Annotated in this window: 20 protein-coding genes; 5 read left to right on the forward strand and 15 right to left on the reverse strand. The window is 66.7% G+C overall.

What is annotated here, in order from left to right; genetic code table 11:
• Positions 1-94 precede the first annotated feature (94 nt).
• The 4 genes from ACFPU0_RS27020 to ACFPU0_RS27035 all read right to left on the reverse strand — a co-directional run bounded on the left by ACFPU0_RS27020 (position 95) and on the right by ACFPU0_RS27035 (position 5,301).
• A complete protein-coding gene (locus tag ACFPU0_RS27020) occupies positions 95-1,189 on the reverse strand; it encodes a DUF1513 domain-containing protein (protein ID WP_377696366.1) in 1,095 nt (364 codons plus the stop codon).
• Position 1,190: 1 nt separating this feature from the next.
• Positions 1,191-2,255 carry an imelysin family protein gene (locus ACFPU0_RS27025; RefSeq protein ID WP_377696367.1) on the reverse strand — a complete coding sequence of 355 codons (1,065 nt, stop codon included), beginning with the start codon at positions 2,253-2,255 and terminating at the stop codon, positions 1,191-1,193.
• A gap of 10 nt (positions 2,256-2,265) precedes the next feature.
• Positions 2,266-3,693 carry a di-heme oxidoredictase family protein gene (locus ACFPU0_RS27030; protein WP_377696368.1) on the reverse strand — a complete coding sequence of 476 codons (1,428 nt, stop codon included), beginning with the start codon at positions 3,691-3,693 and terminating at the stop codon, positions 2,266-2,268.
• A gap of 267 nt (positions 3,694-3,960) precedes the next feature.
• On the reverse strand, positions 3,961-5,301 hold the full coding sequence (locus ACFPU0_RS27035) for an imelysin family protein (RefSeq protein WP_377696369.1): 1,341 nt from the start codon (positions 5,299-5,301) through the stop codon (positions 3,961-3,963).
• Between the two features lie 199 nt (positions 5,302-5,500).
• Here ACFPU0_RS27035 and ACFPU0_RS27040 point away from each other — a divergent pair, with 199 nt between their 5' ends.
• Both ACFPU0_RS27040 and ACFPU0_RS27045 read left to right on the forward strand, forming a co-directional pair.
• A complete protein-coding gene (locus ACFPU0_RS27040) occupies positions 5,501-6,073 on the forward strand; it encodes a LemA family protein (protein WP_377696370.1) in 573 nt (190 codons plus the stop codon).
• A gap of 1 nt (position 6,074) precedes the next feature.
• Positions 6,075-6,977 (forward strand): GIDE domain-containing protein, encoded by a 903-nt coding sequence (locus ACFPU0_RS27045; protein ID WP_377696371.1) that lies wholly within the window; start codon positions 6,075-6,077, stop codon positions 6,975-6,977.
• A gap of 255 nt (positions 6,978-7,232) precedes the next feature.
• Here ACFPU0_RS27045 and ACFPU0_RS27050 read toward each other — a convergent pair whose 3' ends face one another.
• From ACFPU0_RS27050 to ACFPU0_RS27065, 4 genes are all read right to left on the reverse strand, one after another.
• Positions 7,233-9,299, reverse strand: coding sequence for a putative bifunctional diguanylate cyclase/phosphodiesterase (locus ACFPU0_RS27050; RefSeq protein ID WP_377696372.1), 2,067 nt, complete (start codon positions 9,297-9,299; stop codon positions 7,233-7,235).
• A 285-nt stretch (positions 9,300-9,584) separates the two neighbouring features.
• On the reverse strand, positions 9,585-10,166 hold the full coding sequence (gene sodB / locus ACFPU0_RS27055; RefSeq protein WP_377696373.1) for a superoxide dismutase [Fe]: 582 nt from the start codon (positions 10,164-10,166) through the stop codon (positions 9,585-9,587).
• Positions 10,167-10,371: 205 nt separating this feature from the next.
• Positions 10,372-10,974, reverse strand: a complete 603-nt coding sequence (locus ACFPU0_RS27060; RefSeq protein ID WP_377696374.1) for a LysE/ArgO family amino acid transporter — start codon at positions 10,972-10,974, stop codon at positions 10,372-10,374.
• A gap of 5 nt (positions 10,975-10,979) precedes the next feature.
• A complete protein-coding gene (locus ACFPU0_RS27065; RefSeq protein WP_377696375.1) occupies positions 10,980-11,387 on the reverse strand; it encodes an ACT domain-containing protein in 408 nt (135 codons plus the stop codon).
• A gap of 101 nt (positions 11,388-11,488) precedes the next feature.
• Here ACFPU0_RS27065 and ACFPU0_RS27070 point away from each other — a divergent pair, with 101 nt between their 5' ends.
• A complete protein-coding gene (locus tag ACFPU0_RS27070) occupies positions 11,489-12,385 on the forward strand; it encodes a LysR family transcriptional regulator ArgP (protein WP_377696376.1) in 897 nt (298 codons plus the stop codon).
• Between the two features lie 164 nt (positions 12,386-12,549).
• Positions 12,550-13,539: an NAD-dependent epimerase/dehydratase family protein gene (locus ACFPU0_RS27075; protein ID WP_377696377.1), complete on the forward strand. Its 990-nt coding sequence runs from the start codon at positions 12,550-12,552 to the stop codon at positions 13,537-13,539.
• 46 nt (positions 13,540-13,585) lie between these two features.
• On the opposite strand, the gene ACFPU0_RS27080 is transcribed toward ACFPU0_RS27075, so the two are convergent.
• Positions 13,586-13,849 carry a hypothetical protein gene (locus tag ACFPU0_RS27080; protein ID WP_377696378.1) on the reverse strand — a complete coding sequence of 88 codons (264 nt, stop codon included), beginning with the start codon at positions 13,847-13,849 and terminating at the stop codon, positions 13,586-13,588.
• A gap of 304 nt (positions 13,850-14,153) precedes the next feature.
• Between ACFPU0_RS27080 and ACFPU0_RS27085 the strand changes: the two genes are divergently transcribed.
• Positions 14,154-15,005, forward strand: a complete 852-nt coding sequence (locus ACFPU0_RS27085; RefSeq protein ID WP_377696379.1) for an ATPase — start codon at positions 14,154-14,156, stop codon at positions 15,003-15,005.
• A 184-nt stretch (positions 15,006-15,189) separates the two neighbouring features.
• Here the strand turns inward: ACFPU0_RS27085 and ACFPU0_RS27090 are convergent, their stop codons facing one another.
• The 6 genes from ACFPU0_RS27090 to ACFPU0_RS27115 form a co-directional block, all read right to left on the reverse strand.
• Positions 15,190-16,497, reverse strand: coding sequence for an OprD family outer membrane porin (locus ACFPU0_RS27090; RefSeq protein ID WP_377696380.1), 1,308 nt, complete (start codon positions 16,495-16,497; stop codon positions 15,190-15,192).
• A 197-nt stretch (positions 16,498-16,694) separates the two neighbouring features.
• A complete protein-coding gene (locus ACFPU0_RS27095; protein ID WP_377696381.1) occupies positions 16,695-17,462 on the reverse strand; it encodes an IclR family transcriptional regulator in 768 nt (255 codons plus the stop codon).
• 85 nt (positions 17,463-17,547) lie between these two features.
• On the reverse strand, positions 17,548-19,032 hold the full coding sequence (locus ACFPU0_RS27100; RefSeq protein ID WP_377696382.1) for an amidase: 1,485 nt from the start codon (positions 19,030-19,032) through the stop codon (positions 17,548-17,550).
• Complete coding sequence (locus ACFPU0_RS27105) at positions 19,033-20,361, reverse strand: citrate-proton symporter (protein ID WP_377696383.1); 1,329 nt, start codon at positions 20,359-20,361, stop codon at positions 19,033-19,035.
• Between the two features lie 27 nt (positions 20,362-20,388).
• A complete protein-coding gene (locus ACFPU0_RS27110; protein WP_377696384.1) occupies positions 20,389-21,600 on the reverse strand; it encodes a M20 aminoacylase family protein in 1,212 nt (403 codons plus the stop codon).
• A gap of 301 nt (positions 21,601-21,901) precedes the next feature.
• A complete protein-coding gene (locus ACFPU0_RS27115) occupies positions 21,902-22,687 on the reverse strand; it encodes an MBL fold metallo-hydrolase (protein ID WP_377696385.1) in 786 nt (261 codons plus the stop codon).
• Positions 22,688-22,762: the final 75 nt, after the last annotated feature.

Raw genomic sequence — 22,762 nt, forward strand, 5'->3', positions numbered from 1 at the left:
CGCTGTCCACCCTTCGGGCTACGGACGCGGGAAGCCTCGGTGCCTTCGTAAGGTGGAAATCGCGCAGCGATTTCCACCAGTTCCATAGGATGAATCAGGCCAGGTGCAGGTGGTTGTCCCAGAAGCTCGCCGGCAGTTGCAGCGGGGTGGCGGTGAACGCTTTGCCCCGGCAATCGTAAAGGCGGCAGCGGCCCTGGCCGGAGGTGACCACGAAACCGTCCCGCACCGCGCCGACACCGGCACAGTCGGGCAGGGGCGCGTCCAGGCGAACGGCGCCGCTGTCCAGGTCCCAGATGAAGAAGCGGTTGCCCCGCGGCGCGGTCAGGGCCACCAGGCGCAGCTCATCGTGGATGGCAACGCTGGCGGTGTACTGGACCATCGCCAGGCGCTGCTCGTCTTCCAGCGGGAACGGCTGCAAAGGCTGGCCGGGACGCTTGATGGCGAGCAGGTCGGCGTGGTCGCTGGCATCGCCCATGTATTGCTGGCCCGCGACTATGGTGCCGTCGGCGCCGATGGCCAGGTGGCGGATGCTGTTCATCTGCTGCGGCAGGGTTTCCCTGGACAGCAGGCTACCGTCGCGGCGCATCAGCACCAGGCTCGGCTCCATGGCGTCGAGGTTCATCTCGACCCGGCTTTCCGCCTCGGTGCGGATACCGCCGTTGGCCACCACCAGGGTTTCGCCGTCGGGCATCCAGGACACCTGGTGCGGGCCCAGGCCGTGGGTGGGGATCTCGCTGTCGTGGAACAGCCGGCCGTCCTGGTAGCGGTAGCGGCCGAGCACGCCACGGCCGGGATCGGTGGTGTCGTTCTCGGTGGTGTAGAGCCACCCGCCACCTCTATGGAACACGCCATGGCCGTAGAAGTGGCGATCCTTCTGCGCGACCAGGGGCTGCAGCAGGCGGCCGTCGGTGAGGTCCACCAGGTAGCTCTCGGTGCCCGGCCGGCGGGCGACGAACAGCGCCACCGGCTCGCTGGGGTGCTCAACTATGTCGTGGCAGCGCTGGGCGACCCGGGTGGCGAACACCTGGGTGCCGTCCAGGCGATAGCCCACGGCGTAGTGATGGCCGTCGGCGTCGTCGCGGGCGGAGAGCAGCAGGGGCGAGCCGCCCTTGCGGATCAGGGTCCAGCCGCCCAGGCCGACGGCACCGAGCAGCAGGCTGGCGAGGGTGAGCACCTGGCGACGCAGCATCTCAGTCACCGTCGTTGGCGTTGAAGCCGAGCTGCACGCCCAGGGCCTTGGCCAGTTCGCCGGAGTGCAGGCGCTGGACGCGGTCCAGGCTGTCGTAGAAGTCGTTGAGGCGCTGCAGGCCCTCGTCGCTGGCCAGCAGTTCGCTGAGCGGCTGCTGGAGGGCGTCGAGCTTGCCACGGGATTCCGCATAGGCCGCGTCGATCTTCTCGGCCAGGGCCTTCTGCTCGTCGCCCAGCAGGCTGCGGATGCCGTGCTTGTCCGCGCCCTTCCACAGGCTCTCGGCGCTGGCCAGGCTGGCGCCCAGGCTGTCCAGGGACGAATCGCTGCGCCAGCCGTCCGCCTGCAGCGGCTGCGGCAGGCTCCTGGTCTGGCGGCCCATGGGAGTGCCGAGCTTTTTCTTCAGGGTATCCAGGGCGGTGACCTGGACCCGCAGCAGCTCGGAAATGGCTTCGTGGGAGTCGGCGTAGCGCTGATTGGGGAACTTGCTCAGTTGGTCGAGCATGCCGTCCTTGCCGCTCCAGCGCGCAAGGATGTCCTCGGCCAGGCCCTTCTGGCGCTCGCCGATGGCTTGCAGCAGCGGGCAGTAGCGGGACTTCTGCGCGTTGTCGGCGAGGTCCAGGTTGCTGTCGAAGAGGATGTACTCATAGGCGGACAGGCCCTGGACCACCACGCTGGCCTTGGCCAGGGCGGCGGCATCGACTTGCGGCTGGGCCTTGACCAGTTGCTCGACCTGGCGGCCGACCAGGTTCTTCTTGTCCGGCCAGAACTGCACTTGCCAGGCGCGGTTGCCTTCGGCCAGCGGGCCGACCATCAGCGGCTGCAATTCGGCCCAGGCCTTCTGCGCCTTGATGAAATCGGCACGGGCCTTGTTCAGGTCTTCCTTGCCGGAGCAGAAGGCCAGGGCGCTGCTGGCCAGTTGGCGGTCCGCTTCGACCCAGCGACTGTAGGCCGGCAGTATCACGTCCTTGGCCAGGGCGGCGGCGGTCTGCGCCTGCGGGTCTTGCGGTGCGCAGGCACCGAGGGCCAGGGCGGCGAGGCTGGTGAACAGCAGTTTGGGGCGGAACATGCGGGGCTCCTTAAAGGGAATTCAGGAAGGCGAGCAGCGCCGCGCGCTCCTCGGCGTCGTACGTGAGGACCTTCTGCTTCGCCGCCTCGGCTTCACCGCCGTGCCAGAGGATGGCTTCCAGCAGATTGCGCGCGCGGCCGTCGTGGAGGAACTGGGTGTGGCCGGTCACTTGTTCGGTCAGGCCGATGCCCCAGAGCGGCGCGGTGCGCCAGTCGCGGCCGCCGGCCTGGAATTCGGCGCGGCCGTCGGCCAGGCCCTCGCCCATGTCGTGGAGCAGCAGGTCGCTGTAGGGGCGTATCAGCTGGTTGGCCAATTCGGGGTCGGCGGCATCCTTCGCGGTGGTGAAGCTGGGGGTATGGCAGGCCTGGCAGCCGGCCTGGTGGAACAGGCCCTTGCCTTCCAGCACCTGCGGATCGTCCACCTGGCGCCGGGCCGGCACGGCCAGGTTGCGGGTGTAGAACAGCACGAGGGAGAGGATGTTGTCGCTGACTTCAGGCTCGCCGCCATTCACCGCCGCCTTGCAGGCGGTCTGCGCCGCGGTGCAATCGTCCTTCGGCAGGTGACTGGTGGTCAGGCCCATATCACCAGAGAAGGCGTGAAAATTCTGTTGATTCAGATTCGGCTGGCCGGCCTTCCAGCCGAAGCGACCGAGCACCGTACGGCCGGCGACATCGTCCCAGACGAAGTTGGCGCGGCCACGGATGCCGTCGCCATCGGCGTCGTCCGGGTCGGCATTGGCCAGGATGGCGGCTTCGGGAATGGCCTCCAGCAGGCCCAGGCCGATCATGGGCGGGGCCACGCGGGCCGAAAACAGGGTGTCCGGATGCAGCGGGCCGTAGCCCAGCTGGGAGATTTCCAGGCGCGGCTTGCGCAGCTCGACCCGGGTGCCGTCGGCCAAGCCCACGGGAACGGTTTCGTAGCTGACCCGCACCTTGCCTTCGGGGACGACGCCCGGGATCGACACGTCCTGCAGTTGGCCGCCGTACACCGGCTCCGGCACCACGCCCAGGCGTTCCAACTGGCGGGCGTGCCCGGCCGAGGCATCCGCCGGAATCGACAACCGCACCAGCATGGACACGGCATTGTTCGCCCCCGCGGCGGGCGGATGGCCGCGGCCGTCCTTCACGTGGCAGTTCTGGCAGGCGTTGGTGTTGAACAGCGGACCCAGCCCGTCCCGCGCGGTGGTGGTGGACGGGGCGATCACCCAGGGATTGCGGAAGAAGCTGTTGCCGACGCTGAAGTCCAGGCGGCGCGAGGGCGTCAGGTTGGCCGAGGGCATGGAAAAGGCGTTGTGGTCGAACTGGCGAACCGTCGCGGCGCCGCCGGACAGGTGCTCCCCGGGTTCGGCCTGGGTGAACTTCGGCGCCTCGTCACAGGCACTGAGGCTGATGGCCAGCAGCAGGGGCGACAGACGGCGAAAGGCCGGTGGAACGAGCATTGGCGGGGTCCGGTCGGCAGGAAACAGGCCGGCAAGCTTATCAGGACTGAGGTTTCTGAATAAGAGGGATTTGCGTTTGGCTTGGTGGCGAACGGACTTCCGTAGGGGCGAATTCATTCGCCACGCAGGCCGCAGGTATGCCCTGGAAGCCCCATGGGGGCCGCTGCGCGTCCCTTGGCGAATGAATTCGCCCCTACAAGAAGCGCGCAGGCACAAAAAAGCGGATGCGGCACTGGGCCGCATCCGCTTGGGTTACCGCAGCGACGATCAGAACTGGTGATCGGCGGTATCCGGCTTCAGGTCGGTGATGCCGAGCTTGGTGGCGGCTTCTTCGATGGCGCCGGTCTGCTTGACCAGCGAGGCGATGGCGTCGCGCACCAGTTGCTGGCCGGCGGCGTTGTCGGCGGCGATCAATTGGTCGAAGTGCGTGCCCTTGTCGGCGCTGTCCACCAGGGCCTGCAGCTTGCCTTCGGTGGCTTCCAGATCGGCCTTCAGGGTGGTGTCGGTCTGGGCGTCGACCTTGGCCACCAGGGACGACAGGCTCGGGCCGGTCAGGGTGGTGCCGTCGACCTTCTTGTACTCGCCCAGGTAGACGTTGCGGATGCCCTTGCCGTTGTAGAAGTGCGAGTTGTGGGTGTTGTCGCTGAAGCAGTCGTGCTCGTCTTCGGTGGAGTTGGCTTCCAGGGCGACCTTCATGCGCTCGCCGGCCAGCTCGCCGAGGGACAGGCTGCCCATGCCGAACAGCATCTTGCGCAGGCCGGCGTCGGCCGGCTCGGCTTCCAGCTTGGCGCGGTAGTTGTCGGCCACGCCGGCTTTCCACTGGCCGACCATGTATTCCAGGTCGGCGACCAGCAGGTCGGTGGCTGCCTTCAGGTAGGCGCGGCGGCGCTCGTTGTGGCCGCCGGTGGCGCCTTCGCCGACCACGTAGTCGGTGGCGGGACGGTTGCCGGCGCCCGGGCCGGTGCCGTTCAGGTCCTGGCCCCAGAGGAGGAATTCGATGGCGTGGTAGCCGGTGGCGACGTTGGCCTCGGAACCGCCCAGTTCGTTCAGGCTGGCCAGCTTTTCGCCGGTGATCTCGGTGACGTCGATCTTGTCCTCGCCGACCTGGATGGTGGTGTTGGCGATGATGTTGGCGGTGGCACCGGGGTTGCCCAGGGCATGCTGGTAGTCGCCGGCGACGTAGTCGATCAGGCCTTCGTCCAGCGGCCAGGCGTTCAGCTGGCCTTCCCAGTCGTCCACCACCGGGTTGCCGAAGCGGAAGACTTCGGTCTGCATGTAGGGCGCGCGGGCGGTCAGCCAGGCTTCGCGGGCGGCCTTCAGGGTGTCGGCATTCGGTTTGGCGAGGAAGGCGTCGACGGCCTTCTGCAGGTTCACGCCGGTGCTGTGGGCATCGGTGAATACGGCCAGGGCGAGGTCGGCGTAGTGGGCAACGACCTTCTTGGCCTCGGCCTGGTCGACCTTGGCGGTTGCAGCCGGAGCCGGGGCAGTGCTGGTGGCGGCCGGTGCGGCGGCTTGCGGTGCGGCGGCTTCTTTCTTGTCGTCGCCGCAACCGGCGAGGGAGATGGCGACGGCGAGCAGGCTGGCGGTTGCCAGGGGCATACGAATCATGTGCGAGGTCCTTTGCTTCTGGGGGATGGCAATGCGAAGTTGCGCAACGAAAACCGCGACATAATGCGAAAGATTTTCATTTTTGGAAAGGCCGTTCTCGGGCGTTTTGCAACCCTGTGTGCAAGGTCTCCGCGTCTTCCGCCAAACACCATTAGAATCGGCCAAGCCCCATGCCCCGCAGTCTGAAGGAGAAGCCTGCATGAGTCTGACCAGCGTCGCCCTGATCGTGATCCTGCTGCTCGTCGCCGCCTACGCGGTGATCCTCTACAACGCCCTGGTGCGCCTCAAGCACGGGGTTGGCAAGGCCTGGTCGAACATCGAGGTGCTGCTCAAGCAGCGCCATGACGAGCTGCCCAAGCTGGTGGAGACCTGCAAGCAGTACATGCAGCACGAACGCACCACCCTGGAGCGGGTGATCGCCGCGCGCAACGCCGTGGCCAGCGCCCGCGAGAAGGGCGATATCGGCGCCCTCGGCCAGGCCGAAAGCGGCCTGCGCGCCGGCCTCGGCCAGCTCTTCGCCCTGGCGGAGAATTACCCGCTGCTGAAAGCCAACGAGAGCTTCCAGTTCCTCCAGACCCGCATCAGCGGCCTGGAGAACGGCATCGCCGACCGCCGCGAGCTGTACAACGAGGCGGTGAACCTGAACAACGTGCGCATCGAGCAGTTCCCGGACCTGATCATCGCCGGCCTGTTCGGTTTCAAGGCCGCCGAGCTGCTGGAGTTCAGCGAGGCCGAGAAGGCCGACGTCGACCTCAAGAGCCTGTTCGGCTGAAATGGCCGTGGACGTGGCCGGGCTGGCCGTCAGCCTGGGGTTCAGCCTCGGCGCCTTCGCCGGCGGCGGCTGGTGGTGCCTGCGCCGCCTGGCCCAGGCGCGGCTGCTGCTGGATACCCCCACCTCGAAGATCCGCTCCGCCGCCCAGGGCTACGTGGAGCTCTACGGCATGCTGCATGCCCAGGGCGACGGCCAGCTCAGCGCGCCGCTGACGGGCAAGCCCTGCCTCTGGTGGCGCTACCGCATCGAGGAATACAGCGAGAACGGCAAGAGCAAGAGCTGGCGCGTGGTGGACAGCGGGATCAGCGATGCCTGGCTGCGCCTGGCCGATGCCACCGGCGAATGCCTGATCGACCCGCGGGGCGCGGAAGTGCGCCCGTCCACCCGTGAGGTGTGGAAGGGCAGCTCGCGCCATCCGCGTGGCCTTGCCACTTCCGGCCTGGGCTCGTGGATCGGCGGCGGCGAATATCGCTATACCGAGGAGCGCCTGCATGCCGGCGAGCCGCTCTATGCCATTGGCGACTTCCATACCAGCGGTGGCGGTCGCCAGGGGTTGGACCTGACCGCGGCCCAGGGCGCCGTGATCCGCGAATGGAAAGGCGATTTCTCCGGCCTGCTGACGCGCTTCGACAGCAATGGCGATGGTCAGCTGGACGAGGCCGAGTGGGGCCGCGTGCGCCTGGCCGCGCAACTGGAGGCCGAAGACCGCCACCGCCGCACCAGCGCGGCGCCTTCCATGAACCATATGCGCCGCCCGGCCGAATCCCGGCCTTTCCTCCTGGCCAGCCATGGTGAGGATGTGCTGGCCCGGCAGTTCCGCTGGCAGGCCCTGTTCGGCGCCGTGCTCTGCGTGGGCGGGGCGGTGGCGACCGTCTACCTGCTGCGGGCGACGGGGCTTATGTGAGGTGCTGCCCGGCCGATGGGGCCGCTGCGCGGCCCTTCGCGAATGAATTCGCTCCTACAGGGGCGGGGCTCTTGTAGGGTGGATCACGCTTCACCGATCCACCAGGCGTGACTCGGCCGGGCTCCGATGGTGGATGTAAAAAGCGACATCCACCCTACGCATTGCCCGCCCTTCGTAGGGTGGATCACGCTTCATCGATCCACCATCGGTGGTCGGCCCTTCGCGAATGGATTCGCTCCCACAGGGACTTCGGGATCAGAGCGTTGCCGGGTTGGACGCGGCGCTGCTCAGGCGGCGGGCCTGCTTGAGGTAGAGGGTGAGTTCGCGGGCGGAGAGGGGCTTGCTGTAGAGGTAGCCCTGACCCTCGTTGCAGCCCTGGGCGATGATGTAGGCCTCCTGCTCGGCGGTTTCCACGCCTTCGGCGATCACCTGCATGCCCAGGTTGCGCGCCAGCTGGATGATGGCGCGGACGATGGTGGCGTCGTCCTCGTCTTCCAGGACGTCCTGCACGAAACCCTTGTCGATCTTGATCTTGTCCAGCGGCAGGCTCTTCAGGTAGCTCAGGGAGGAGTAGCCGGTCCCGAAGTCGTCGATCGCGATCAGCGCGCCGGAGCGGCGCAGGCTCAGCAGGTGCTGGGCGGCGGTGGAGATGTCCTCCATCAGGCCGGTTTCGGTGACTTCCATCTCCAGGCTGCGCTGGGGCAGGCGGTAGACCTGCAGCAGGTTGTTCACCACCCGTGGCAACTCGGCGTGGTGCAGCTGAACGGTGGAGAGGTTGATGGCCATGCGCAGCTCGGAAAACCCCTGGTCGTGCCATTCGCGCAGCTGGCGGCAGGCCTGGTCGAGGACCCATTCGCCGATGGGGATGATGGAGCCGTTCTGCTCGGCCAGGGGGATGAACAGGTCCGGCGGCACGAAACCGTGCTGCGGATGCTGCCAGCGCAGCAGGGCCTCGACGCCGACGATGCGGTGGTCGCGGTAGTCCACCTGGGGCTGGTAGACCAGGTGCATCTCGCCACGGCTGAGGGCTTCGCGCAGGTCCTTCTCCAGTTCGCGGCGGCGGCGCATCTCGCTGTCGACGCTGGCGATGTAGAACTGATAGCGGTTGCGCGAGCGGCTCTTGGCCAGGGTCATGGTCTGCTCGGCCTTCTGCAGCAGCTTCTCGGTGCTGTCGCCATCCTCGGGGAAGAGGGTGATGCCGATGGTGGCGCGCAGGCGCACTTCCTGCTGTTCGAGGGAGAAGGGCACTTCCAGGTCGTCGAGCACGTTCTGCGCCAGTTCGGCGGCCTCGTAGGGCTGCTCGATGTCGGCCTGCACCAGGGCGAACTGGTCGCCGCCCAGGCGTGCCAGGGCACCGAGGCGGCCGCTGTGGCTGCGCAGGCGGTCGGCCAGGGCGATCAACAACTGGTCGCCGGTCTGGTAGCTGAACTGTTCGTTGACGCCCTTGAAGTCATCCAGACCGACGCAGAGCACGGCCACGCGACGCTGCAGGCGGCCGGCATCCTCGAGGATATGGTCGAGCTGCTGCTGCAGTTGCTGGCGGTTGGGCAGGCCGGTGAGGAAGTCGTACTGGGCCATGCGCAGCAGGCTGTTCTCGGCTTCGCGGCGCAGGTGGGTGTTGCGTTCGATGGAGGCCAGCAGGTCGTTGGCGGTATTTATCCACAGGCCCAGCTCGTTCTTCTCGTTGCCCTTGAGCATGGGCAGCTTGTGTTCGCTGGGGCGATCGGGGTTGATGCTGGTCAGGTGCTCGATGATTTTCGACAGCGGCTTGGTCAGCAGCCAGTGGTAGACCAGGTAGAGCACCAGGCCCATGGCCAGGGCCCGCAGCACACCGGAGATGAAGATGATCACCGAGCTGGTGACGAAGTCCTCGCCGTAGGGGGCGGTGTCGAGGGTGATGCTGAGGTCGCCGTAGTACTCGCTGTAGGGGCTGCGGCCGATCAGTTGGGTGGTGAAGGTCTGTTCCTTGCCGAGGATGGGGTCGGTCAGCCAGCGGGTGGAGAGTTCCATGAGTGGCCTGTCCTTCTCCGCCAGCATGGGCTCGTTGGGATGGCCGATGGAGGCGTGGCGCACCGATTCGTGCTGGAACAGCCCCTCGATCACCTGCATGCCCATCTCGCGGTCCAGGCTGTAGACGGCCTGGGTCGAGGGGTCGCGGAACATGCCGAGGATCCGATTGGCGTCGCTGGAGACCGCCTGCCGCGTCTTGTAGATGTCGAACACGATCTGTCCACAGCTGAGCACCACACCGACCACCAGTGCGGACAGCAGCACCACGCGCAGCAGCTTCAGCGACAGGCTGTGTTTGAGATCCAGCTTCAAATGGAGATTCCTTGTTCGATGCCGCCAGGCGTCAGACCGATGTGAGTATTGGCAAACAGGACTTGGCCGTCAAAGGGCCAGCATGTGAATGCCACTATTCATTCAGTGAGCTCGTTACCACTATCCGCCGCTTTCCGCGCCACCCTCGATTCATGAGGCGGCGGAGCATGCCGGGCGCAAGGGCTTGTCCGATGATCTCTCCCTCGTACGGTTGGACGACGAACGAGGCGCAAAAATGAAGAAACCCGGCGGTTGGCCGGGTTTCCTTTAGCGCTGGAGCAGGTCTCAGGCAGCGTAGTTCTGAGCTACGAAGTCCCAGTTGACCAGGTTCCAGAAGGCCTCTACGTACTTCGGACGCAGGTTGCGGTAGTCGATGTAGTAGGCGTGTTCCCAGACGTCGCAGGTCAGCAGCGGAGTGTCGCCGCTGGTCAGCGGGCAGCCGGCGCCGATGGTGCTGGCCAGGGCCAGGGAGCCGTCAGCCTTCTTCACCAGCCAAGCCCAGCCGGAGCCGAAGGTGCCGATGGCGGTCTTGGTGAACTCTTCCTTGAACTTGTCGAAGGAACCGAAGGCGGCATTGATGGCATCAGCCAGGGCGCCGGTGGGCTGGCCACCACCGTTGGGCTTCAGGCCGTTCCAGTAGAAGGTGTGGTTCCAGATCTGGGCTGCGTTGTTGAAGATGCCGCCGGAGGAGGTCTTGATGATCTCTTCCAGGGTCTTGCCTTCGAATTCGGTGCCCGGAACCAGGTTGTTCAGGTTGACCACGTAGGCGTTGTGGTGCTTGCCGTAGTGGTATTCCAGGGTTTCGGCGGACAGGTGCGGCTCGAGGGCGTTCTTCTCATAAGGCAGCGGCGGCAATTCGAAAGCCATGTCTATCTCCTTCATCAGGTCGGGATTTTTGCGCCAGGCGCGGGGCCGTTCACGGTCGGCCGAACATGCGGCTGCGAGTTCGTACTCTTTTTTGCCGCGAAGCTCGGATCATAGCACCGGGCAAGGGGCTTAACCACGCAGCAACTGTGTGGACATGCCGTTGCCAGGGCCTCTGGCACGCCCATCCCATCTTGACCCGGCCGCTTCAGAGTCCGTTCAACAATTGCGCGGCCATGCCGAACATCATCAGCGCCACGGCCAGGTCCAGCAGGCGCCAGGTGGCGGGTCGCGCCAGCCACGGGGCGAGCCACGCCGCGCCCAGGGCGAGGGCGAAGAACCACACCAGCGACGCGCTGGCGGCACCCAGGGCGTAGGCGCCGGGAACGCTTTGCTGGGCGCCGAGGGAGCCGATCAGCAGCACGGTGTCGAGGTAGACGTGGGGGTTGAGCAGCGTCACCGCCAGGGCCGCCATCAGCACCGTGCGACGGGAGCGCGGCCCGGCTTCGTTGGCCTGGTTCAGTGCATTGGGATTCAGGGCCCGGCGCAGTGCCTGGACGCCGTACCAGGTCAGGAAAGCCACGCCGCCCCAGCGGGCCACGGCCAGCAGCAGCGGGTTCTGCGCCAGCAGGGTGGCCAGTCCGAAGACCCCCGCGCTCACCAGGATGGCGTCGCACAGCACGCAGAGTGCGGCGACCGGAAGATGGTGTTCGCGACGCAGGCTCTGGGCGAGGACGAAAGCGTTCTGCGCGCCGATGGCGATGATCAGGCCGGCGGCCATCAACAGGCCGTTCAGGTAGCTCTGCCACATGGTGATTACTCCGACTGGGCGTTGGCCGCCAGGGCCCGCAGCGTGGACAGCGCGCGCTCGGCATCCCGGCTGGCGACGAACAGGTGGTCGTGGAAGTAACCGGCCACCACATTGCAGCTGATTCCGGCCTGGGCGAGGGCACCGGCGAAGGTGGCGGTCAGGCCCACGGCGCTGAGGGAGGAGTGCACTTCCAGGGTGATCCAGGCGGCGGTGTAGTCGTAGGCCAGGCCCTGGCGGTCGGCTGCGTCGCGCTCGAGGATCACCGTCAGCCCCTCGCGTTCGCGGAAGCTGCCCAGCGGCGTGCAGCCTTCGAGGCGTTCGGCGTCGTCCAGGGTGCAGAACACGTACTGGCCGGGATTGAGTCGTGGCGACAGGTTGCGGATCAGGGTGGTCAGAGCGGTTTCGCCGGCCATGGTGATTCCTTTTTATGGAAGGGGTCTGGATGTGGCGAGTCTGGGGTAGGAGGATGTATAAGGAAAACGAATCTTGCTGATCAGTCATTAGGAAAACTGATTTGTTCGACTACAAGTTACTCTCCGCCCTGGCGGCGGTGGTGGAGCAGGGCGGTTTCGAGCGAGCCGCCCAGTTGCTGGGGTTGTCGCAGTCGGCGGTTTCGCAGCGGATCAAGCTGCTGGAGGCGCGGGTCGGCCAGCCGGTACTGGTACGCGCCACGCCCCCGGCACCCACCGAGGTGGGAACCCGCCTGCTCAACCACGTGCAGCAGGTGCGCCTGCTGGAGCGGGATCTGCAACGCCAGGTGCCGGCCCTGGAGGAGGGCGGCATGCCGGAGCGGCTGCGCATCGCGCTCAACGCCGACAGCCTGGCCACCTGGTGGGCGGCGGCGGTAGGGGACTTCTGCGCCGAGCAGCAGGTATTGCTGGAGTTGGTGGTCGAAGACCAGGAAGTGGGCCTGAAACGCATGCGTGCCGGCGAGGTCGCGGCCTGCGTCTGCGCTGCCGAACGCCCCGTGGCCGGCGCCCGCAGCCTGCCGCTGGGGGCCATGCGCTACCGCGCCCTGGCCAGCCCGGACTTCCTCCATCGGCATTTCCCCAATGGGGTGACGCCGGAGGCCCTGCCTCGAGCGCCGGCCATCGTGTTCGGTCCGGACGACACGCTGCAGCACCGCTACCTGGCGGCACTCGGCGTCGAGGGCGGTTTCATTCACCACCTTTGCCCCTCGTCCGAAGGTTTCGTGCGCCTGACCGAAGGTGGCCTGGGCTGGGGGCTGGTGCCGGAACAGCAGGTGGGCGCCCTGTTGGCACGGGGTGAACTCCAGGAGCTGATTCCCGACCGTCCCATCGATGTACCGCTCTACTGGCACCACTGGCGCCACGGTGGCGAGCTGCTCGGCCTGCTCACCGACCACCTGGCCCGCGCGGCCGGGCGCTGGCTCGTGCCATTGGCGGACTAGCGTGGACAAGGCTCCACCTGTCAGGAGCAGAGCGGAAGATGGTGCCGGGGAACGTTGTGCAGCCCCGGTGTTCAGAGTCGCAGGATTGGCTCGCGACGCCACCTGCGTTCCGCAGAAGGGCTGCTAGAGTCGCGGGCACGACGACGAATTCCCGGGAGTGGTGGATGAAGATTCTGGTGACGGGGGCGAGCGGTTTCATCGGTGGGCGTTTCGCCCGTTTCGCCCTGGAGCAGGGGCTTGCGGTGCGGGTGAACGGCCGCCGTCCCGAGGGGGTGGAGCATCTGGTGAAACGCGGCGCCGAGTTCGTCCAGGGCGATCTGTCCGACCCCGGTCTGGCATTGCGCCTCTGCCATGGTGTCGAGGCCGTGGTGCACTGCGCCGGCGCGGTGGGTGTCTGGGGGAAGTACGAGTACTTCCACGAGGCCAACGTCCAGGTCACCGAGAATCTGGTCGAGGCGTGCCTGAAGCAGCGGGTCCGGCGCTTCCTGCACCTGTCATCGCCGTCCATCTACTTCGACGGCAAGTCCCATGTGGGCATTCGCGAAGATCAGCTGCCCAGGCGTTTCTCCGATCACTATGGCGCCACCAAGCACCTGGCTGAGCAGAAGGTCTTCGCCGCCGAGGAGTTCGGTCTGGAGGTCATCGCCTTCCGTCCGCGTTTCGTCACCGGCGCCGGTGACACCAGCATCTTCCCGCGGCTGATCGCCATGCAGCGCAAAGGCCGCCTGAAGATCATCGGCAATGGCCTGAACAAGGTCGACTTCACCAGCGTGCAGAACCTCAACGACGCCCTGTTCAGTGGCCTGCTGGCCACCGGCCCTGCACTGGGGCAGGCCTATAACATCAGCAACGGCCAGCCGGTGCCGCTCTGGGATGTGGTCAACTACGTCCTGCGCAAGCTCGGCGAGCCCCAGGTGACCCGCCATGTGCCCTACGGGCTGGCCTACGCCGCCTCACTGCTCAACGAGTCGGTCTGCCGGGTGCTGCCGGGCCGGCCGGAGCCGTCGCTCCACCGCCTGGCGGTGGCGGTGATGGCCAAGGATTTCTCCCTGGACATCAGTCGCGCGCGACAGTACCTGGACTACGACCCCAAGGTGGGCATCTGGCCGGCACTGGATGAGTTCTGCGCCTGGTGGGGCGCGCAGCAACCCTGAAAACACCTGCGCGCGGCCAGGCCTTCGCGACCCATTTCGCGTTGTGTCAGCCGCGCAGCGGGCCGGCGTACTGGGTGTATTTGCGCACCAGTTCCGCTTCGCTGAGGGCCGGCGGCTTGAGGTGCACCCCGGTGAGGCGGCTGAGGTGTTCGCCAAGCTCGCGGGTGGCATCGCGCCGGGATTCGGCGCAGGCGCCCAGCATGCACAGGATGGCATCGGGCTGGCTGAGACGGATATCCACAGCCTGTTCTTCACGGAGCTGGCGCCGCAGGGTCTGCATGCAGTCCAGCACGGCCTTGGTCAGTTCCATTCCTTCTTCCCCCATGGTCGAAGAGCGCTCCGTTCCCCCCGTCCCGAGGGGCTCGGAGCCTGCTGGAGCCATCCGCTCCGCCTTGCGCTTCCCTGGCATGCCCCGCGTCGGGGCTGGCAACTGGCTAGCAAGCCCCGTACCAGGCCGGAGGGCCCGGAACCGCAGGGCTTTGCAGTGGTCAATCGAGGATCGCTGCTCCTGTGCGGTGCAACCCGCACCAACTGGGCGCGACGCTGAAGACCGCCGTGCGAACCGGTATACTTCCGGGCATTCGCGGTTCTGCTTTCTCTCCAAAGGTTCCCCCATGCGTAACGACGCCCTCGACGAAGTGGATGATGTCCCCAGCCTGACCACCGATGCCCGTGATCGCGACGAGTTCGGTCATCACCCGGCCGCGGCCGAGCCCCTGCATCATCGCCACAATGGCCATTACACCGCCGCGCCCGTGGCCAAGGGCGCCAGCACCGGCCCGCTCTGGGCCCTGGTCATCGCCCTGCTGGTCGCCCTGGGCGGCCTCGGCTGGTGGAGCTTCCAGCAGATCAGCCTGATGGAGCAGCAACTGGTTGCCACCCAGGAAAGCTTCGCGCGCATCAGCGAAGAGGCCGCCGGCCGCATCCAGGACATTTCCGGCAAGGTGGTGGCCACCGAATCCAACGTCACCAGCGGCAGCGAGTCCATGAAGCTGCAGATCAAGCAACTGCAGGCCCGGGTGGCCGAGCTGGGCAAGCAGCAGCAGAACACCAGCGCCCAGGTGGGCAGCCAGGGCAAGCGGGTCGAGCAGCTCGCCGCCGACGTCAAGGCCGCCCAGGGCGCCGCCAGCCAGGTGGGCGCCCAGTTGAGCGGCAAGCTGGACAGCCTCGCTGCCGAGCAGGGCAAGCTGAAGGCCGCCCAGGGCGACATTGCCCAGTTCGACAGCCGCCTGAAAGGCCTGGGCAGCGAAATCGAAGCCCTGAAGAAGCAGGGCAACCCGAACCAGGCGATCAAGAGCCTGGAGCAGGACCTGCTGGTGCTGCGCAGCGAACTGGACAACCGCCCGGCACCGTCCCAGGGGACCAGCACCGCCGAGTTCGACGCCTTCCGCGCGCAGATGACCCGCAACATCAGCGCCCTGCAAAGCCAGGTGCAGAACCTGCAGCAGCAGCTGAATATGCGCTGAGGTACTGCCCCTCAATGAAAAGCCCCCAGGCTGCAGCAGCCTGGGGGCTTTTTGTTTTCCCCACCAGCATGCTCGGGGTGGGCTGCGATGGTGGATCGGTGAAGCGTGATCCACCCTACGTGGTGGCGCAGTTGCGGGTAGGGTGGATAGCGCTCTTCTATCCACCTGCGCGGTCGGGGCGGGCTCAGAAGCTGTAGATGTAACTCAGGTAAAAGCGCTCGGCATTGTGGGTGATGATCCCCGCCGGGCCGCGGGAGGCGCTGGTGCGTTCGATGCCGTCCGGCTGGCCCTTGGTGTGGAATTCGTTGTGCAGCCAGACCAGGCTCAGGCCCTTCAACATGCCCTCGAAGTTGTATTGCAAGAGGCTCTGGAATTCCCGGCGGGAGAATCCGTCGTAACCGGCCGCATGGTCGGAAAAGGCGTAATGGACATCCAGCCTCAGTTGCGGGACTCCAATGGCGGAGAAGTTGGTCCCGCCCATCAGCTTGAACATTTCCTCATCTTCCACGCCGAAGAAGTAGAACAGCTTCGCGCTGCTGTTCCAGGCACCATGATCCTTGCTGAAGAAGATCCGGTCGAAGTCGTCGCCGCGAACTTTGTCATAGGTCATGCCCAGGTGGTAATTGGCCGTCTTGTACTTGGCGGACAGGTCGATGTAACGCGCGTCGTGGGAAGTTTCCGCGCGATAGAGTCCGGGCACGCCGTCGTATTCGAACAGGTCGCCGGCGTCCTGCTGCATGCCGTTGGTGACATAGAGGTCGAGGAAGCGGCCGGCGCCGAGGTCGATGCTGTGCTCCACCTTGAGCGAGGCGGCGCGCAGGTAGTCGTCGGACTCGGCGTACTCGGCCAGCAGCCGGCTGCCGAAGGGGAACTGGTAGCCCAGGGCGAAAAGCTGCAGCTTGTCGATCTTCTCGCCGCGGAAGTTGGTCAGGTCGTCGCCCCAGCCGTTCTCGTTGCGCGGGCTGAATTCCTTGATATGGCTGTAGCGCAGGTTCAGGCCGTCGAGGCGGTAGTCCGCGTCCACGCCCAGCGTGGCGGCGGGGAGGATGCGTGTGGTGTCGTCGAAGTACTGGGCATAGCGGCGCACCTTCTTGCCGCCGCCCAGCACCAGGTCGCCGGCATCGCCCTGGAGGCGGCCGCGCAGGTAGGCCTCGATGGGCTTGGCCAGGCCATGGGGCGATTGCACCGAGTCGTCGGGCTCGAGGTTGGTAATGCTGTTGGCGTCGCTGCCGATGTTCAGGTCGTCGGCCAGGCCATAGCTGTAGTCCAGGCCCAGCACGTCCTCATACCAGCCGGAAACGAAACTGAACTGCGTGCCCTGGACCCATTCGTCGCGGGTGGGCCCCACGCCGCCGCCGTCGTTTTCCTTCCAGTAGAACTGGCTGTAACGCAGCGTGGTGAGGCTGTTATCGATAAAGCCATCGGCACCGGCACTCCCGGCCAATAAGCACCCGGCGATCCCTCCCAGGTACCTGCAGCGAACGTTGCGCATCTCATCACCTTATTTTCTTGTTTTGACGACAGGGCCGATGTTCGGGCCGGGCTCTATTGTCGAAACAGGCGAATAAAGGGCAATTCAATTGGGTTCCACGCAGTGGAATCGGCAACTTCGATCATGTAATTGGCAGGCGAGAGAAAGTTTCCGAACACGGAGGTTCGGAAACTTCCTGGATACAGGAACGTTGAATGTCAGATCAGGCAGTGCTGCAACTGGCTGACGGTTTCGGCGAGGCTGCCAAGATGGCGTTGCTGCACACTTTCCACGCTATGGGTATCCCGTGGCCAGTGCAGGGCGATGCTGCCCACCAGGCGCCCCTCGCTGCGGATCGGCAGGGCCACGGCGCGGATCAGGAAGGGCAGGCGCACGGCATATTCCCAGGTGCCCTCGGTGCGCTCGCCGAAACCCTGGGTATGGGTCTGCTCGTGGACCCGCAGCAGCTCATCGCCGCTGAGCCGGTGGCGCAGGGCCAGGCGTTGCACCTCGTCGCTGTCCAGTTCGCCCAGGCAGGCCTTGCCCATGGCCGATTGGAACAGGCTGGCCTGCAGGCCGATGACCAGGCGGTTGGCCGGATAGCGCTTGCGCAGCACCTCGGGAATCGCGCTTTCCATCACGAACAGGTCATCGCCGTCGAAGAACGACAGGTCCGTCACCAGTCCGGTACGTTCGCAGAGCTCCTGCATCAGCGGCGCGGCCTGTTCCACCAGGCGGCGGCTGAAGCGCTGGCGCGGGTCGCCGAACAGTCTCCGGGAGCAGAGGCGGTAGCGCCGGTCGCACAGGCCGCGGTAGAGCCAGCCCTGCTCCAGGAGCGTGTGCAGCAGGCGCGAGACGGTGGCCTTGGGCAGGCCGGTGAGGTAATGCAGTTCCTCCAGCCCCAGCTCCTGGTGTTCGCCGAGCAGCTCGACTATCGCCAGCGCGCGTTCCACCGAGCGTACCGTGCCGCCTTCGTCTCTGTGCATGTCCATACCCTGCCGCGCCCCCTGTGGGCCCACCGCGAAGACACTGCAAGATGCAGGCCCGGGTGCGGCGGGTGGCATCGCTCGTTTAGCGAACATCTTGCAGCAACGGTGGTGGGCAGTTGCGCACCCACTGGGTGAGCTGCTCATGGGCATGGGCCAGTTGCAGGACGGCCAGGTCGGCCTGGGCAGGGCCCATGATCTGCAGGCCCATGGGCAATCCGGCGGGGTTGAAGCCCACCGGTACGCTCATGGCCGGGATGCCGGCCAGGGTGGCGCCGATCACCACCTCCATCCAGCGGTGGTAGGTATCCATCTCCCGGCCGGCGACGGCCTTGGGCCAGTGCAGCGTTGCATCGAAAGGGAACACCTGGGCACTGGGCAGTAGCAGGAAGTCGTAACGCTCGAACAGCTTCTCCACGGCGCGGTACCAGTCGCTACGGTCGACCGAGGCCTGGTAGACCTCCGCCGCGCCGAGGTCGAGGCCGCTTTCCACTTCCCAGACGGCCTCCGGCTTGAGCTGCGCGCGGCGTACCGGATCGGCGTAGGCCTGGGCCAGGCTGCCGGCCACCAGCCACTGGCGGTGCACCAGCCAGCAGCGCCAGAGACGGTTCAGGTCGTACTCCGGCAGACAGTCTTCCACCTGGCAGCCGAGGTCGCGGAAGTCCGCCAGGGCACTTTCGCAAAGACTCAGCAGGCCGGGCTCCATGGGCAGGTGGCCGCCCAGGTCGCCGAGCCAGCCGATGCGGGTTCCCGCGAAATCGCGTTGCAGCGGGCCGATCAGGTCGGCCGTGCTGGACAGGGCCAGCGGCGCGGCGCGATAGGGTCCGGCCTGGGTGCGCAGCAGTGCTGCGACGTCGGCCACGCTGCGGCCCATGGGGCCCTCGGTAGCCAACTGCTGGGCGAAGAGTTCCGGCGTGGGGCCGAAGGGCACCCGCCCCTGGGAGGGGCGCAGGCCATAGACGTTGTTGAACGCTGCCGGGTTGCGCAGCGAGCCCATCATGTCGCTGCCGTCGGCCACCGGCAGCAGGCGCAAGGCCAGGGCCGCCGCCGCGCCGCCGCTGCTGCCGCCGGCGCAGAGCGCCGGGTCATAGGCATTGCCGGTGGTGCCGAAGACATTGTTGTAGCTCTGCGAGCCGAGGCCGAACTCCGGCACGTTGGTCTTGCCGACGAAGATGGCCCCGGCCGCCCGCACCCGCGACACGGCGATGGCGTCGTGCTGCGCCACCTGCCCGGCGAACAGCGGCGAGCCCATGCTGGTGGGCAGGCCGGCGCAGGCGGCGAGGTCCTTCACCGCCTGCGGCATGCCGTGCATCCAGCCCAGCCATTGGCCGTTGGCCAACAGGCGATCACGCTCGTCGGCCTCGGCCAGCAGTTCCTCGGCCGGGCGCCTCGCCACCAGGGCGTTGACCCTCGGGTTGTAGCGCTCGATCTGCTCCAGGTAGGCCTGCATCACTTCGCGGCAGGACAGCTGGCGGGTGCGGATGGCCTCGGACAGGGGCAGGGCGTCCAGCGCGACGATTTCCTGCCGCAGGGTGGCAGTGGTGTTCTGCGGGAATTCGAAACGGGTCATTCACAGGCTCCGGGCAGAGGTGGCGAGCAGGGTGCGGCGTTGGCGGCGCTCCAGGGCGGCGGGCGCGCCCTCGCGCAGGAAACAGGTGGCGGCAAGGCCGATCAGCGAGGCGAAGAGTACGTACCAGGCCGGGGCCACCGGCGTGCCGCCCACCTGGGTCAGCCAGGTGACGATGAAGGGGGCGAAGCCGCCGAACAGCATCACCGCCACGTTATAGGCCAGGGCCAGGCCGGTAGAGCGTACGCGGGTGGGGAACTGCTCGGCCACCGAGGTCGGGGCCGGTCCGTAGGACACCCCTATCATGCTGCACAGCAGCAGTTGCATCACCAGCAGGCGTTCCACGCTCGGGGACTCGGCGACCCAGGAGAACAGCGGATAGACCAGCAGGAAGAACGCCAGGGTACCGCCGAACAGCACCGGTCGCCGGCCGATGCGGTCGGACAGGGCGCCGGCCAGCGGGATGATCAGGGTCATCAGCGCCACCGCCAGCATCTGCACCATGAACACCTGGTCCAGCGGCAGGCCGAGCTGCTTGTGGGCGAAGGTGGGCATGTTCACCAGCACCACGTAGAAGGCTACGGTGCCGCTGATGGTCGTACCCATGGTCACCAGCACGGCGCGGCGATGTTCGCGCAATACCTGCAGCAGGCCGAAGGCTTCGCCCCGGTGCGCTTCGCGGGCGTCGAGGAAGGCCTCGGTCTCCTCCATGTGGCGGCGCATCCACAGACCCACCGGACCGATCAGCAGGCCGAGGATGAAGGGCAGGCGCCAGCCCCAGCTGTCCAGCGCCTCGGGAGACAGGGTGTGGGTCACCAGGGCGCCCATGCCGGCTCCAGCGAATACCGCCAGGCACTGGCCGAACAGCTGCCAGGCGCCGTAGAGACCACGGCGGTTGGCTGGCGCGCTTTCCACCAGGAAGGCGGTGGCGCTGGCGTATTCGCCGCCGGTGGCGAAGCCCTGGAGCATGCGGGCGACCACGATCAGCACCGGCGCGCCGATGCCGATGGCGGCATGGTCCGGGGCGAAGGCGATCAGGGCGATGGCCAGGGTCATCAGCAGGATGATCAGCTGCATGGCAGCCTTGCGGCCCTTGCGGTCGGCGTACAGGCCCAGCAGGACACCGCCCACCGGACGCATGAAGAAGCCGACGCCGAAGGTGGCCAGGGCCATCAGCAGCGAGGCGTATTCGCTGTCGGCAGGGAAGAACAGGCGGGCGATGATGCTCGACAGGAAGCCGTAGACGATGAAGTCGTACCACTCGAGGGCGTTGCCGATGACGGCGGCGGTCACCTGACGGGTGCGCGAGGTTCCGCTCTGGGAAGCGTGCATGGGGGATTCTCCGGAAAACGTGGGAAGTCAGGCGGCAGTGGCAGAGGCCAGGGAATGGGCCGGCGGCGCCTGGTACCAGGCCTCCGTCAGAGCGGCCCAGTACGCGGCGCCGCGCACCAGGATCTCGTCGTTGAAGTCGTATCCGGGGTTGTGGACCATTGGCCGGTCGGTGCCGCTGCCGTTGCCGATGAACAGGTAGCTGCCGGGGCAGCGCTGGAGCATCCAGGCGAAGTCCTCGCTGCCCATCACGGTGGGGGCGTCCAGCACCTGGTCGGCGCCGACCAGTTCCTCGCCCACACGGCGGGCGAAGGCGGTTTCCGTGGCGCTGTTGACCAGCACCGGGTAGGCCGGGCGGTGATTGATGCTGGCGCGGCAGCCGTAGCTTTCCGCCTGGCTGTGGATGATCGCCTGCACCCGTTCCAGCACCTGTTCGCGGACCTTGGCGTCAAGGGCGCGCAGGCTCAGGCGCAGCAGGGCGCTCTGGGGAATCACGTTGGCCGCTTCGCCGGCCTGCAGGGCGCCGACGGTGACCACCGCCGCCTGCTGCGGGTCGACGTTGCGCCCGACCACGGTCTGCAACGCCATCACGGCGCTGGAAGCAGCCACCAGCGGGTCCACCGACAGATGCGGCATGGAGCCGTGGCCGCCGACGCCGTCGATCACCACTTCCAGCAGGTCCTGGGAGGCCATCAGCGAACCTTCGCGGAAACACAGGTGGCCGGCTTCCAGGCCGGGCATGTTGTGCATGCCGTACAGGGCTTCGCAGGGGAAGCGTTCCAGCAGGCCGTCGGCGAGCATGGCCTCGGCGCCGCCCTGGCCTTCCTCGGCCGGCTGGAAGATCAGGTTGAGGGTGCCCTGGAAATTGCGAGTCGCCGCCAGGTAGCGTGCCGCGCCCAGCAGCATGGCGGTGTGGCCGTCGTGGCCGCAGGCGTGCATGCGCCCGGCGTGGCAGCTGCTGTAGTCGAGGCCGGTGGCTTCGCTGATGGGCAGGGCATCCATGTCGGCGCGCAGGCCCAGGGTGCGGCTGGCATCGCCGTTGCGCAGCACGCCGACCACGCCGGTGCGGCCGATGCCGCTGTGGACTTCATAGCCCCATTCGTTCAGCAGGCGGGCCACCAGGGCGGCGGTGCGTTGTTCCTCGAAACCAAGTTCGGGGTGGGCGTGGATGTCCTGGCGCAGCGCCTTGAGATCGGCGGCGACGTCGTCGAGCCAGGCCTGGATATGTGCGTAACGGGCCATTGTTGTTGTTCTCCTCGTTGGGTCGGCTGCCGCTTGCGCGGCTGGCCATCAGCTAACCGCGCGGGCGAGAGGAGGACAATCGAAGGTGGTTCCGCAGGGCGGAACCGAGGGGGAGCTGGAAAGAGCCGACAACAGCGCTGGAGGCTGACGGCTGAACGAAAAAGCTTGACCCGGCGTTGGTCCGAACGAACCCTGTCCAGCCTCCAGCCTCCAGCCTCCAGCCTCCAGCCTCCAGCCTCCAGCCTCCAGCCTCCAGCCTCCAGCCTCCAGCCTCCAGCCTCCAGCCTCCAGCCTCCAGCCTTCAGCGCGGCAGCCGGTAGTCGTCCGGGCCCATCAGGTCGGTGCCGCATTCCAGGTTCTCGATCCAGTAGAGAAAGGCGCTGATCATTTCCTTGCCGACGAAGGGCCGGCCGTGTTGCGGCACGATCATCTCCACGTCCATGCGGCGCACCATCTCCGCCCACAGGCGGCAGATCTTGTTGCTGGCCATGTAGCGCCGGTGGAAACCCTCCATGTTCGGCACGTGGTTGACGAAGTCGCGCACGGGCGTGGCGTCGTCCACCAGCGAGGCGCCCATGTCGCCGGAGAAGAGGATGCGGCTGACCGGATCATAGAGCTGGAAATTGCCCACCGAGTGGAGGAAGTGCGCTGGCACCGCCTTCAGCTGGCAACGCCCGAGGGGGATGGAGTCGCCGCGGTCGGGCAGGGCGATGATGCGGTCGTAGGTGGAAATTCCGTGGCTGATGGCCAGGTAGTTGGCGGTGAGGTGCGGCAGGAAACGTGCCCAGAGCTTGGAGCAGATCACCCGTGCGCGGGTGTGCAGCAGCCACTTGTCCAGGGAGGCGATGATGTCCGGGTCCTGGTGGGAGGCGAAGATGTAGGTCAGGTCCTGCACCGGCATGTGCTTGGACAGTTCCAGCGACAGCGGGGTGTAGGTCAGGTCGCCGCCCGGGTCCAGCAGCAGGTATTGCTCGTGGTCGGTGATGAGGAACTGGTTGGACTGCACGCCGTCGCCGCTGACCAGATCGTCGAACATCAGGCATTGGTGGGTGCCGTTGTCGAACAGCACGATGGGTTCGCGACGCATGGAAACCTCGAATGGAAATGCGGCGCGCAGATATAGGAAATTTCCTACAAGCGAGTGCTGATCTGGATCAAGGAC

This window comes from Pseudomonas sp. GCM10022186, assembly GCF_042656385.1.
In the GTDB taxonomy this organism is placed as follows: Bacteria; Pseudomonadota; Gammaproteobacteria; order Pseudomonadales; family Pseudomonadaceae; genus Metapseudomonas.